Below are 15075 nucleotides of genomic sequence, written 5' to 3' on the forward strand. Positions count from 1 at the left end.
ATGGATTAACCGTAACAATTGGCTTGTCGGTCACCATCGCCGAACAGCTTGTAGTGGCATTCGTGGCAAGCACATTATAAGTAGTTGTGCTCGTTGGACTAACACTGAAAGTAATATCACCTCCCGTACCTGCTACCGCTGCACCTACGTTCGTATTACCCGCATCTAGACGTAACTGGTAATTGATACCAACTACCGAATTGCTTAGGGTAATTGTAGCTGTTGCTCCTGAACAGATCGTCGCATCACTTACTGCCATCCCTACGCCCGGTAATGGATTGACCGTAACGGTGAAAGCTACAGGAGTACTTGTTGTCCCTGCCACAGTATTCCTTACAGTTATATCAGCAGTATAATCTGCAACCGCAGCCGTTGCAGGAACGGTAATACTAATTGGACTGGCGGGTAAAGCAGTATAAGCAACATCCACAAATCCCTGAGCCTCAGCAGCTGCTCCAAAATCAATTGCATACTGATTAGCTCCATCAGCCATGTTTGAGTAAACAAGAAGTCCGGTTGTAGCTCCACGACAAACCGCAAGATTGGAGGGTGTAATTGAAGGTATCGGATTTAGTGTAATATTAACTGTCGCATCACCCGCGGCATACAACCCTCCAGGATCTGCCCCATTCCAGGTGAAAGAGGCCGCACCATCGTATTCATTAACTGGCTCAAAATATAAATTAGGTATGTTGGCATAAGTAATTTCATCGTCAGGCATTACAACCGTACCAGAAGGAGAAAGCTTCAATACCCCATGGAGAGCATTTGGTACGGTTTTAATTTTTATTTTGTTCAACGCATCACCATTTGGATCTGTAAATTTAGAAAGCGTATAATCAACATTATAAAAATCTGATTGTGCAAAAGTAATATTCGAATTCTCATTACCTGATTTTGCAACATTTAACGCTGTGTTTGGAGCCAGAGGTGTACTGGCTGGAACGACAATAGCTAGTCCTCTAATTTCGTGTATATTAGTTCTGAATCCTGTTGATGCTCCAAATCCATAACTTAAATTAACAGGCCTCTCTGCGTCTCCGTAATAGTCATAATTCACTAAAACATGCTTTTCTTCAGCGGCAGTTCCTGTTCCGATTGTTATGTAAACATTAATTCTAAATCCATTGATGCTGCCATTATTAATATGTTCCAGATCAATCTTAACCCTTCTATAACCAGATTCTGTAGACAATAACCCACCAGCCGGCCGCGTGGATGGATTAATAGTTGAACGACCATCAACATTTCCCCTAATGCCAAAGTTAAATGGTGGTTTATTAACCAAGACAGTGGTCTTCCAATCATAATTGGTAGCACCGTTACTATCGCCATCCCCATCACCTCTTATAGTCACGTTATCCGAATTAGGCTCATTCCAGGTATCAGGACCTGGAGTTCCATCCACATCATTTCCTCCTGATTTTCCATCAGCTATGGTTGCAAAATTTCCAAACTCATCTATACCTATACCCAGATAACCTTTACTTACTCCGGGTAAAACCGGACCTCCGCCACCCGATCTTTGGGCGTAACCTAATGAGCCTCCGTAGCCACCAAATGTAAATGAGGTAGCGGAAGCATCATAAAGAAAAACACTAATTCCATCAGCATGCTGGCTAGCCCCATCACCCCCTCCACCTCCATGAGTATAGTACTCAAATGAGAGTGAAAGTCCGTTTGCAGAAGGAAAAGAAGTAGTATTTCTTGCGTAACCTGCCTGGTATCTTGCATTTTTGGTCAATCGAAGATAGCCCCCACCAATCGCATCATTTGGATTTGCGGCAATCGGATTACCATCCCTATCAGTAGTATTACTGTTAAAACCTGCCGAATCGGTTAATGCAGTTAAAAAGGCTTTATGGCTTTTATCCCCAGGTGCATCCGATCCCCCGAAAACCATTCCGGGAGCAGTGGCATTCCTAAAACTCTCATTATACGGAAGGGTACTTTGCGCAAAAACATCCAAACAGAAGCATAGCAACAATAGTAAGAGAGAAGGCCGTAAATATCTAAGCATTTATTTATTACTAATTAAATATACAATTGCTCTCTTTATTGCAAAAATCAAACCACCTTAACCATGTCACAAGTGCATAACAATTACACCGTATCTAAACTGCTTTATATGCATATTATTCTAAAAAAAAAGTGGTTTGAAACTAATTCCTCATCCTATAGTTTCAATATTATAGCTAATATTCCACACATTGTGAAATATTTTCCACATATTGGGGCAATATTTTACTACTTGTTTTTCTTTATCAAATTCACAACAGATAGTAATATATAGATTCCAACAAAAACTATAATTAATGAAATAACATCCATAATCGTTACACCATCATTCGGGTTTAGATAAAATAATGTGAACATTTCAAAGTAAGGAGGGGCCGGCATAATAATCATCCCAAATCCTAAAAGAATTAGTAACAGGGCAATGATTATTCTGATAGCCTTATTTACAATCTGCCAGGTTTCCAGCTTCTTCCGGGTAGGTTTATTGAGGTTGTTCATCAACAAAAGCTGTCCAAAATCAGAATCTGCTTCATCGCTGATGCTAATATTTCTTTTCTTTTTATAGGGCTCTAAAGCTGTTGAATCGGCCGAAGCACGTATAGCAGAATTGAACTTTGTTTGTAATTCCTGTAGTAAGACCTGATCTGGCTTGGTTTGAGACAGAAGTAAAATCAAATCATCCATTTTCTTATGGATGAGTACCTGTTCTGATCTTGCATCAGAGCCGGACTTTGAAAATTCTTCGTTATTATTTTGATTTTCCAAAATGTATAATTAATAAGCTTTATTCTTTTCTCTCTATTGGCTTAAACAATTATTGTTCCATGCAATACCATGAATCTAATTGCTAAAATAAATGACGTTTATGACTATGAGTTATCAGCTCTGAGCAATCAGCCTAAAATCAAAAAATATTAATAATTAAAGCATCTTGCTGTCTCGCATCTCATGTCTCATATCTAATATCTAAATTTTCCTATCTCAAATATAGTAATATATTGTAAATCAGCACACTAAGGCTGACAGGGTTTCGAACCTTGTCAGCCTTATTACCTTTATTATATTAATTTGGTAATTTAAACCCCAATTACCAGACATATTGAAAAAGGTTACTATCATCACTGTCAATTTCAACCAGCCGCTGCTTACTGAGCTGTTCTTAAATTCTGTTGCAGTTTACAATACCTACCCGGCTATAGAAATCATTGTAGTTGACAATGGAAGCTATGAAAATCATATTCCAACCTGGCAATCCTCTTACCCTGAGGTCCGATTTATCAGATCTGAAAAAAACCTTGGTTTTGCAGGAGGAAACAATTTAGGTATCAGGGAAGCCAACACTGAGTATCTCTTCCTCGTAAATAATGACACTGAATTCAGTGCGGGTCTGATTGAAAAACTGGTTGCTGTTTTAGATTCCAGTCCACAAGTTGGAGCTATAAGTCCAAAGATACTCTATTTCAACCAACCCGATATTATTCAATACGCCGGATTTACCAAAATGAATATGAATACCGGACGGAATCACTGTATTGGACAAATGGAGCATGACATGGGGCAATATGATAATACTACCGGGCTTACAGGCTTTGTTCATGGTGCAGCAATGATGATCCGGAAAGAGGCTATAAACAAGGCAGGATTAATGCCTGAACTATTCTTTCTGTATTATGAAGAAATGGATTGGTGTGAGAAGATCAGAAAAGCAGGGTTCGAAACCTGGATTGAACCTAAAGCAAAGATTTATCATAAGGAATCGATGTCTGTTGGGAAAAAGAGTCTTCTAAAAGAGTACTTCATGTGCAGAAACAGAATCCTCTTTATCCGGAGAAACGCACCCTGGTTGTCCAGAATTATATTTTACTTTCATTTTCTGATACTTGTAACACCCCGGAATCTTCTTGGATATTTATTGGCCGGCAATAAAGCTCATGCAAGACAGTTTATCAGGGGAATATTATGGAATTTTAGAAATGGGACAGACAGCGAGGTATTGGGCTACAAAGAAAATTGATAATGGAGAGTGGAGAATTGCCAGTAGTGTCCGGGGAGGCTTAAAATGGAATTTCATGAGATTTAGGAGGTTCCGGCCTTTGCCGGAATCTGAGTAGTATCATTCCAGGTGCTTTTTGTGGCAAGCGATCCTGATGATTTCTATGACTAAAAATTTATTTTTACCGGACACTAGTGATGGACAGTTGACAACGCGCAAGAAAAGCTAAGGGATTAAAACCCATTTACAATGAAGCCAGAATTTACTAACAACAAACAATCAACAACCAACTACTAATCCATGGAAATCATCTTCTGGATCAGCCTATTCATCATATTCTATACCTATCTGGGTTATGGCTTCATTTTGTATTTAATGCTTCGTATCAGAAGGATAATAAAGGGTAAACGGCCGGAGATTTTCTTTGGCTGGGATGATCTGCCAACATGCACACTCCTTATCGCCGCATATAATGAGGAAAACTTTATATCTGAGAAGATCAGAAATACATTGGCTCTTGAGTATCCCGAAGGGAAACTTGAAGTGATTTTTATTACCGATGGTTCTACTGACAGGACTCCGGATATCTTAAAGGAATATCCACAAATTAAGCTCCTTCACCAGACAGAAAGAAAAGGAAAGGTTGCGGCCATGCACCGTGCCCTGGCTTATGTTACAACAGAGGTTATCATTTTTACTGATGCAAATACCGAATTGAATAAAGATGCACTCTGCAAAATTTCCCGCCATTATGCTGATGAAAGTGTAGGTGCTGTTGCGGGCGAAAAACGCATAAAAGTTAAGGAACTGGCCGATGCAGGTACTGCAGGAGAAGGGTTTTACTGGCGATATGAATCTATCTTAAAAAATTGGGACTCAGAGCTTTATTCTACGATCGGAGCTGCAGGTGAACTTTTCAGCGTCCGAAGCGATTTGTACCAGACAGTAGAGAATGACACTATACTCGATGATTTTATGATCTCCATGCTAATCGCTATAAAAGGTTATCGTATTATTTATGAACCTGAAGCTTTTGCAATTGAGACCGCATCAGAGAATATAACAGAAGAATTAAAGCGGAAAATTCGTATTGCGGCGGGGGGGATACAATCTATACTCCGACTTAAAGAACTACTCAATATTTTCAGGTTTGGCACATTGAGTTTCCAGTACATTAGTCATCGTGTTCTACGCTGGACCATTAGCCCTTTCCTGCTTGTGTTAGTTCTAATTTTAAATATTTTGATTCCGATTTATAATGATAATCCTATCTATTCTCTTTTACTATTGGGACAAGTAATTTTTTATCTGCTTGCCTTATTTGGTTTGATTTTTGAACAGAAATATATAAGGATTAAACTGTTTTTTATCCCATATTATTTTTGTGTAATGAATTATGCAGTAATGGCTGGGATAAAGCGTTATTGGGGCAGACAGCAAAGTGCCTTATGGGAAAAGGCTAAGAGAAAAAATGCAATTTGATCAAATAAAATTAGCGAAAGCAATTCTTAGACCTCAGACTACCAAGACAAAATTCTCTAATGCAATTTACATAAGATAAATATGATATGTTGATGAGTCACGCGGCTCATATTTTAAAACAACAATATGCTGAATTTGAAAACGCTAAAATTTAAAGCACAATTAAGTATCGAATTGCAGGCAAAATCAAAATGTGTTTTTCATCACAATTCGCGATAAAAAAAAATGCTAATATTACAAATTAATATTCTGGCATTTCAACAAAAAAGGATTATCAAAGAATTGAATTAATGGCAGCAAAGGAGAAGAAAACTACTCAAAAAATTCCGTTAGATATGAGTTCTATCGCTTCCAAATCGGAATTTAATAGGACTGAACTTGCTATTTTATTATTATATCTCGCAGTTGATCTAATACCCAAATTAGGCTCAGTTGAAGTAATGGGGCCACAATGGCTTTATCTCTCATTAGTGAATCTGCTTGCTACAATCTACATATTCACAAGTTTTAAAGACAAGCTAAACAGGATATTACAAAAAATCTCTGTTAACATTCTATCTAAAGTATATCTATCAGTTTTTGTTTTATGTGGCTTTTCTATTTTCTTCGCAATAAATCCAGTTGAATCACTTGTGGTCTATTCAAGGTTCATGATTACCATCATTGCCTTTCTCAATATTAGTTTATTGCTCTATCAGCGGCCAAAATATATCGAATTCCTTTTCCAGGCCATAAGTATAATAGCACTATTTCAATGTATCCCACTATTGTATTCCTACGTCAAGTTGGTGGACACAACTCAAACAGACCAACTGATTTTAAGCTTAATCTCAAATTCCGGAAATAAAAACATACTTGCCGCAAGCTTTGTTATCAAAACACCTTTAATCATTTATTGTGTATTTAAATTCTACTCAATAAGAAGATTTATTATAAACATCACATCACTTACACTTGTAGTGATTATGATATTACTTCTTAATGCCAGGGCTGCTTACATAGGATTTTTTGTACAAATAATCATGTACCTGATCTTCCTTTATCTAAGTAAAAAACAAAGTACAATCAAGCAAACGAGACGTCAATTGCTAAATGTGCTTTTACCTGTCATATTCGGAATTGTTTTTTCACAAATACTTTTGAGCCTTCCAAATTCTAGCTCGGCTTACACTACCTTAGATAAACGACTTGCTACAATTAATCAATCCGGCTCCAGTGCTAGGCTATATTTATGGAGTAATGCAATAAATCTAATTAAAGATAATCCCATAACTGGCTGTGGATATGGCAATTATAAAATAGAATCAAAAAAATATCAATATGATTTTTTTAATGATTTTGATTATTCTAAACATGCACATAATGATTTTCTTCAAATCACTGCAGAAGCAGGCCTCTTAACAGGATTGCTTTTTCTCTCAATTTTTCTTATTGCTTTTACCTATACACTAAAAACATGGGGTTCGGCTCTGCCATCAGAAGTGAAAATTTTGAGTATAATTTCATTGATGGCACTGGCAGGATATTTTGTAGACGCGATTTTCAATTTCCCAATGGAGCGACCGGTTATGCAAATATTCTTTGCATTTGCGCTAGCAATAAATGTCATCGTCTTTATTGATACAATAACACCAAAACCAGATAGTTCAATTGGTCAAAATTTCAGGGTTATATTTCTGTTTGTAAGCTGCACTCTAACAATAATTTCTATATATACCTGCTGGCAGGTCTATAAATCAATGAAGGTCCAGGTTTTGACGCATCATCATTTTGGACAAGTACAACCTGGAGTGAGCTATCTTGATATTAATTCAAGGTTTCCAGCTATACCAAACCTGGGAGAAAATTCTATTCCTATCAATGATGTTAAAGCATGGTATTTATACAGGGCACAAAAATTTAATGAGGCCATATCATTGCTGAATCAGGACAAGAATGCAAGCCCATATACTATGTCTGTTGAATTGCTAAAAGCCGCTGCATACGTCGACCAGGGCCTTATTGACAGTGCTCACTACTATTCCAAAAAGGGCTTTTTTACAAAGCCCAGAAGTATTGCATTGTTCCAGTTAGTAACAACAACCAGTACACAACTCAGAGATTCTAGCACCATAAAAAAAGCATTTAAAGAATTCCGGAAATACCGGGATGATCCAAAAGCCTGGAAAATGTATTTAAAAAGCCTGATGCTTATTGGATACAACATGAATGAATTATTGTCTATTTCTGATAGCATTGCCAAAGTACATCCCAAAGAAAACGAAATCCAACATGCCCGCTATTCAATAAGGGCAGCCAATTCTGCAATGAATAGTAATTTTTCAGCCGCGCTGGATTATTTGTTGGAGATTAAGAAGATGTATCCAAATGACATTGAAAATATTGAAAATATTGGACTTACCTATTTTAACTTAGGTGATTATACAAATGCAGAAATTTATTTAAGGATGGTTTCTCAAGCTATGGTATATTCAAACGGAAAATCAGAATTTTTTCTGGGTGTTAGCTTGCTTCAACTTGGAAGAAAGGATGAAGCTTGCCCTTTTCTTAACCAGGCAGCTATTAGAAACTATCCTCAAGCTAAGGAATTTTTCAACAGTAACAATTGCCAGATAAAGAATTAAAAACCATTATTAAAAGGGTAATATTTACCATTATGGGGAGGTAAATTGTTTAAAATGTGACCCTATAACATTTTTTACTTAATCTCCTGTAGGCTCCCTAAAGAACAGAATCCCTTTAACCACACAAATAAATTAATTGAGAAAATAAGTCTAAAATTAGCCTGCCTTAAAAAAGGGAGGGCTACAAAAAGGAAAGGCTACACTGCAGAATCTGAACTTGTTTTAAAAACTGCTGAACACAGTATCGAGGAACTCATCGGCACGATTCTTGAATTTATTCTGCCAAAAATTAAGTTTGTTTCTGAATAAAATAATTTGCTGAGTAGGTCCATCCTTGGAAATACCCGTCTGTATTTATCGAAAAGTATTTGCCATTTAGGATAAATATTTAATTAAATCGATTAAAATCGACTATTTTAGTAGATTAATAATTCAGATCGTATCAGACAGAATTCATGCTAAAACCAGAAGAAAGAGAAAAAGTTCTGTTTTCATTTAATGATACCGGTGTTGATTACCCCGGTCCGAAAAATTATTGCGAACTCTTCAATATGGCTGTTTTAGCAAATTCAAAACGAACTGCCGTAATCTTCGGGGACGAAAGTCTGACTTATTCTGAACTTAATACCCGGACAAATCTGATAGCCAACCATTTGATATCAAAAGGAGTCAAAAAAGACACCTTAATTGGTATCTGTCTGGATCGGTCCATAGAAATGATCTGTGGAATAATTGGAATTATGAAAGCCGGCGCTGCTTACCTGCCAATTGACCCTGAGTATCCTGCTGAACGAATCAGTTTCATGCTGGAGGACTCAGATCTTAAAATAATTCTCACTGATCAGAATACGAACAGGAATCCCAAAATATTCAATAAACCAGGTCTGGAGCTCATAATACTCGATTCTGATCCAGGTTTGCAACAGGGTACCATTGATCTTCATGGAATAAAGATCGATCCTGATGCCCTTGCTTATGTGATCTATACATCCGGTTCAACCGGTCGTCCAAAGGGGGTTATGAATGAGCACAGAGGCCTGGTTAACCGCCTGAACTGGACTCAGAGTTTTTTCAATCTGGGACAGGATGATGTTGTTCTGCAAAAAACCACTTTCTGTTTTGACGTATCTGTTTGGGAATTGCTATGGCCTCTGATGGTTGGAGCAAAACTCGTTCTTGCAAAACCCGGAGGACAAAAAGACAGCCAATATCTCGAAGAACTAATTGATAGACAAGAGGTTACTACAATCCATTTTGTACCCTCCATGCTCGAGATTTTTCTTCTTGGTATACGGCAAGGAAGCTGTAAAAGTCTTCGGCGTGTATTGTGTTCAGGTGAGGAGCTTTTTCCACACCAACTTTCCCTTTTTGGGGAAAAATTGGGACATGCGCGATTATTTAATTTATACGGACCTACAGAGGCTGCAATTGATGTGACTTGCTGGCCGGTTCCCGAAAATGCAAAAAAAGTATACATCGGCAAACCTGTAGCGAATACCAGCATCTATATTCTGAATAAGAATCAGGATCCATGTGCTATCGGCGAAGAGGGCGAATTATATATCGGGGGGGTACAGGTTGCGCGCGGTTATTTAAACCGGCCGGAGCTAAATGCCAGCCGCTTTCTGAAAAACCTTTTTGCCATTAATGAATATACCCGTCTTTATCGAAGCGGTGACCTTGCCCGATGGCTTGAAGATGGTACCATTGAATACCTCGGGCGTGCAGATGAGCAGGTAAAGATCCGTGGATTCAGGATTGAACCCGGTGAAATAGAAAATGTCATTCTGGAGTTTGGGGGCATAAGGCAATGTCTGGTTCATTTAAAGGAAGTCAATAACTCTGAAAAGAAACTGATAGCTTATCTCGTAGGTTCTGAAGGGAAATACGATAAAGAAAAATTACAGGAACACCTCAGATCAAAATTACCGGAATACATGGTTCCTGTTCTTTTCATTGACATTCCTGAACTGCCCTTAAGCAGCAATGGGAAAGTCGACCGAAAAGCCCTGCCCCTGCCTGGAATGGAACGACCTGATCTTCAGGTACTTTATAAGGCTCCATTTTCAGAAACCGAGAAATTACTGGCAAAGCTCTGGGCATCTGTTCTGTGTCTGGATAAAGTTGGGGTAAACGATAATTTCTTTGAACTTGGAGGAAATTCACTGCTTGCACTTCGTTTTGCCGCAATGCTGAAGCAGCAGCACCATCTCAATCTTCCGGTCACAAGGCTTTATCAGGATCCATACATCAGCAAGGTCGCTACATACCTTGAAGGTAAAACCAATACTCAAAAATCAGAAAGGAATAGGAATCTCCCTTCAGGCACCGATATCGCAGTAATTGGAATGTCAGGCCGATTCCCAGGGGCCTCCAGTATTGAGGAACTGTGGGATGTTTTGCAGTCGGGTAAAGAAACTACCAGCTTCTTTAGCGATGAGGAACTCGACCCGACCATCCCTCCCGAATTAAGCAAAAACCCCGATTATGTTAAAGCCCGTGGGGTACTGGAACAGGCAGAGTATTTTGATTCCCGCTTCTTCGGAATGAACAGCCGAATGGCAGAACTGATGGATCCGCAGCAGCGGATATTTTTGGAAATTGCCTGGGAAGTGCTGGAAAGTACCGGCCATCTCCCTGAAAAATATGATGGAAAGGTCGGTGTATTTGCAGGAAGCGGCACCAATACTTATTATCTCAACAATATACATACCCGTCCTGACCTGATTTCCGCAGCCGGAGCATTCCAGGTTTCCACGTTGAATGAAAAAGATTATATCGCAATGCGGACTGCCTTTGAGCTGGATCTCAAAGGCCCGGCAGTCAGCGTTTATTCTGCCTGCTCGACTTCTTTGCTTGCCATTGCTCAGGCAGTTGAAAGCCTGAGAAAAGGACAATGTGATGTGGCTCTTGCTGGTGGAAGTTCTCTTACTGCCCCAATTCGTAGCGGGCATTTATATGAAGAAGGCGCGATCCTGAGCAAGGATGGACACTGCCGGCCATTCGATGCCAATGCAAGCGGCACTGTTTTCAGTGATGGCGCAGGTGTGGTTCTGTTAAAGAACCGTGCTGATGCTGAACGCGATGGTGATACGATCTATGCGATAATTAAAGGTGTCGGACTGAACAACGACGGTGCGATGAAAGCCAGTTTTACAGCTCCAAATGCCGGAGGGCAGGCTGATACGATCAGTATGGCGATTGCTGATGCAGGGATTGATCCTGCTACCATCAGCTATATTGAAACCCATGGTACTGCAACCCCTCTTGGCGATCCGATTGAAATAGAAGGACTAAAAATGGCTTTTGGATCTCAGGAGGAAAAACAATTCTGTGCCCTTGGATCAATAAAGAGTAATATGGGACACCTGACTCAGGCAGCCGGTGTTGCAGGTTTTATTAAAACCGCATTAGCTCTACATAAAAAACAGCTCCCTCCCTCTCTTTTCTTTGAACAGCCAAACCCAGATATAGATTTTGAAAACAGCCCTTTTTATGTCAATGCTCAACTCAGAAACTGGGAGAGTACCCAAAAAAGAAGAGCAGGAGTCAGTTCTTTTGGTGTTGGGGGAACCAATGTCCATGTTATTCTTGAAGAGGCAGAACAAACAGAACAAAAAACTGAGACTTCTTCCAAAGCACAGCTGATTAACTGGTCGGCGAATTCTGAAGAAAGTCTGAACCAATATGCTTCGAAACTCCTCGATTACCTGAAGAGAAATCCGGAAACGAAGCTCAGCGATATTGCATGGACACTGCAGTCTACCCGCCGTGATTTTGCACAAAGGAGATTTATCATTGCAGACAGCGCCGCTGATCTGACCCAAAAACTAAGCGAAGATCTTAACAAGGTTTCCGACACAAAAGTATTAAAAGAAAGTTCAACAGAACTTGCATTTATATTCCCCGGACAGGGTTCACAGTACCTGAACATGGGTGCAGGTCTCTACAATCAGGAAAAGAATTTCAGAGATGCTGTTGATGAATGTGCCAATCTGCTCCTGCCCTGGCTGAAGGAGGATATCCGAAATATTCTGTATGCTGAAGCGGCAGAGGCGGATAAGATTCATAATACCCGATACACTCAGCCGGCCTTATTCGTCACTGAATATGCGATGGCAAAGCTCTGGATCAGTTGGGGAATCCGTCCGGCGGCTTTATGTGGTCATAGTATTGGCGAATTTGCAGCAGCTCATCTGGCTGGAATTTTCAGTCTGGAAGATGCCCTTAAACTCGTTTCAGAACGCGCCCGTCTCGCCAGCGAATTAGAAGAGGGAAGTATGCTTGCCGTTAAAGCCCTGCCCGAAGAAATCGAAAAACAATTAACAGGTGATTTATCTATTGCAGCTTATAACAGTCCTGATTTGAGTGTGGTTTCAGGACCATCAGATCAGATTCAGATTTTTTCGGCAGAACTTCAGGCAAAAAGTATCCCAAACCGGCTGATTAAAACAAGTCATGCCTTCCATTCATCTATGATGGACGGAATGATGGAAAATTACAGCAAGGTGGTACATTCTGTTTCGCTGAATCCTCCAAGAATACCCATTGTTTCTTCGGTAACAGGCAAATGGATATCTGAAGCCGAAGCCTGCAGTACCGGTTACTGGATTAATCAGATTCGTCTACCGGTTCGTTTTACCAATGCAATCAGTACATTATGGGAAGAACCAACACGCTTGTTGCTGGAAGTAGGTCCGGGTAATGCGGCCACTATATTTGCAAAACAACAGTCGAAGGGAACAAACCTCAATGCAATTGCCGGTTTTGAAGACAGAGGGGATTCTGAGTATGCTTCAATACTTAGATCCCTGGGGAAACTCTGGCAAAATGGAATTATTCCTGAATGGAGGAAACTACATGAAGGATATCCCCAGATTCTTAATCTGCCAAATTATGCATTTGACCGCAAGCGATGCTGGGTTGAACCGGGGCAGGCCAATTACACGAATAAACAAATCACCCCTGTACAGGTAAATCAGGAGAACAGTCAGCCAGATAATGTAAATCTTACAAGGAAAGATATTCTGATCCAGAAAATCAGCCGCATCCTCGAAAATGCATCTGGTATAGAAATGAAAGATATTGATCAGAACCTCAATTTTATAGAAATCGGCCTCGACTCCTTACTCCTGACCCAGGTCGCAATTACACTCAAGCGGGAATTTTCCTTTCCTATCAGTTTCCGTCAACTGAATGAAGATCTGAACACACTGAATTTACTTGCAGATCATCTGGATGCAGAACTTCCTGCAGATGCATTCCAGAATTCTGCTATTATGAAAACAGGCCCTGAGGCTGAGATAAATCGTCAGATCACTGAACTGAATAGTAAACTGGATCTTATACGCTTTGGCAAACTCAGTCCGGCCGGCTTGAGCCCGGAGGAAGAAAAAGAAATTAAAAAGCCATTTGGCGCCAGTCCAAAAATTGAAAAACAAAATCTGGAATTAAATCCGGCTCAAACCAAATTCTTAAATGATCTGATTGAACGGTATAACCAGAAGACACGGGGGAGTAAAGAGTATACACAAAAGCACAGAGCCTATATGGCTGATCCACGGGTAGTCTCGGGATTCAGGCCTTTGACCAAGGAAATAATTTATCCAATTGTTGTAAAAAAATCGAAAGGCAGCAGGATCTGGGACCTCGACAACAATGAGTATATCGACGCATTGAATGGATTTGGTTCAAATATGCTCGGTTTCCAACCCGATTCAGTATTAAACGCCATCAGAGATCAGATGGACAAAGGTTATGAGATCGGTCCGCAACATGAACTTGCCGGTGATGTTTGCAAACTTATCTGTGAATTTACAAACTCAGATCGTGCGGCACTTTGCAGTACCGGTTCTGAAGCGGTTTTAGGAACCATGCGTATTGCCCGCACCGTAAGCGGCAGATCACTCATTGTTGCCTTTTCCGGATCTTATCACGGTGTTTTTGATGAAGTGATTGTCAGAGGCACAAAAACATTCCGGTCTGTACCTGCAGCAGCAGGGATTATGCCCGAAGCCGTACAAAATATGCTCATTCTTGATTATGGAACTGAGGAAAGTCTGAAAATCATTCAGGAGAGAGCTCATGAGCTTGCCGCTGTTCTGGTTGAACCGGTCCAAAGCCGGCGCCCGGATTTCCACCCGATTGATTTTTTAAAGAAAGTCAGAGAGATTACGGAGAGAAGCGGAACAGTTTTGATATTTGATGAGGTAATCACGGGCTTCAGGATGCATCCTGGTGGTGCGCAGGCTCTCTTTGGTATCAAACCCGACATTTCATCCTACGGTAAAGTGATCGGAGGCGGGCTGCCAATCGGAGCGATAGCAGGCAAGAAGCAGTTTATGGATGCGCTGGATGGTGGCTCCTGGAAATATGGGGACCAATCTGTACCTGAAGCTGGAGTAACCTATTTTGCCGGCACTTTCGTCAGACATCCTTTGGCATTAGCAGCAGCTAAAGCATCACTTGAATATTTCAAATTAAGAGGGCCAGCTCTGCAACAGGAACTAAGTGATAAGGCTGCGGGACTTATGAGCAGATTAAATTCCATCTGTCTCCAGTTAAAAGTACCTGTTTCAATTGTTGGTTTTGGGTCCATGTGGAAAATCCGATTCGATGAAGAAATCCCGTATAGTGAACTGCTCTTCACACTGATGCGCGAGAAAGGTATACATATATGGGATGGATTCCCTTGTTTTGTTACCGAAAGCCATACCGGAACCGAACTTGATTCCATTATTGAAGCCTTTGAAGATAGTTTGAAACAGCTGATTTCTGCCGGTTTTCTGGAGTCAAAAAAGAATTATTCTCCCGATATTAGGATAGAAAAACCGGAAAATGAACCTCCTGTACCGGGCGCAAGATTGGGAAGAGACCGGGAAGGAAATCCTGCATGGTTTATCGCAGATCCCGAAAATCCAGGCAAATATTTACAAGTAAAACACAAGGAATAATAAA

At 40.2% G+C, this 15075-nt stretch carries 5 protein-coding genes and 1 pseudogene; 4 read left to right on the forward strand and 2 right to left on the reverse strand.

Translation table 11 applies throughout. From position 1 onward, the window contains the following. Together VGE44_RS08245 and VGE44_RS08250 are read right to left on the reverse strand one after the other, a co-directional pair. A pseudogene (locus tag VGE44_RS08245) lies at positions 1 to 2020 on the reverse strand (hypothetical protein); the annotation flags it as partial. Positions 2021 to 2247: 227 nt separating this feature from the next. Then, entirely contained in the window at positions 2248 to 2784 is a 537-nt protein-coding gene (locus tag VGE44_RS08250) for a hypothetical protein (protein WP_331077833.1), read from the reverse strand. Between the two features lie 334 nt (positions 2785 to 3118). On the opposite strand from VGE44_RS08250, the gene VGE44_RS08255 reads away from it, so the two are divergent. The 4 genes from VGE44_RS08255 to VGE44_RS08270 all read left to right on the forward strand — a co-directional run bounded on the left by VGE44_RS08255 (position 3119) and on the right by VGE44_RS08270 (position 15071). Beyond that, positions 3119 to 4033, forward strand: coding sequence for a glycosyltransferase family 2 protein (locus tag VGE44_RS08255; RefSeq protein ID WP_331077835.1), 915 nt, complete (start codon positions 3119 to 3121; stop codon positions 4031 to 4033). 279 nt (positions 4034 to 4312) lie between these two features. Further along, the gene (locus VGE44_RS08260; RefSeq protein WP_331077837.1) at positions 4313 to 5494 is read left to right on the forward strand and encodes a glycosyltransferase family 2 protein; all 1182 of its coding nucleotides are present in this window, start codon (positions 4313 to 4315) and stop codon (positions 5492 to 5494) included. A gap of 290 nt (positions 5495 to 5784) precedes the next feature. Further along, entirely contained in the window at positions 5785 to 8118 is a 2334-nt protein-coding gene (locus VGE44_RS08265; RefSeq protein ID WP_331077840.1) for an O-antigen ligase family protein, read from the forward strand. A 455-nt stretch (positions 8119 to 8573) separates the two neighbouring features. Continuing rightward, on the forward strand, positions 8574 to 15071 hold the full coding sequence (locus VGE44_RS08270; protein ID WP_331077842.1) for an amino acid adenylation domain-containing protein: 6498 nt from the start codon (positions 8574 to 8576) through the stop codon (positions 15069 to 15071). Positions 15072 to 15075 lie beyond the last annotated feature (4 nt).

The organism is Daejeonella sp. (assembly GCF_036405355.1).
Taxonomy (GTDB): Bacteria; Bacteroidota; Bacteroidia; order Sphingobacteriales; family Sphingobacteriaceae; genus Daejeonella.

Coding starts and splice junctions, on each gene's coding strand:
- VGE44_RS08260 (WP_331077837.1), top strand. CDS start 4,313: ATGGAAATCATCTTCTGGATCAGCCTATTCATCATATTCTATACCTAT.
- VGE44_RS08265 (WP_331077840.1), top strand. CDS start 5,785: ATGGCAGCAAAGGAGAAGAAAACTACTCAAAAAATTCCGTTAGATATG.
- VGE44_RS08270 (WP_331077842.1), top strand. CDS start 8,574: ATGCTAAAACCAGAAGAAAGAGAAAAAGTTCTGTTTTCATTTAATGAT.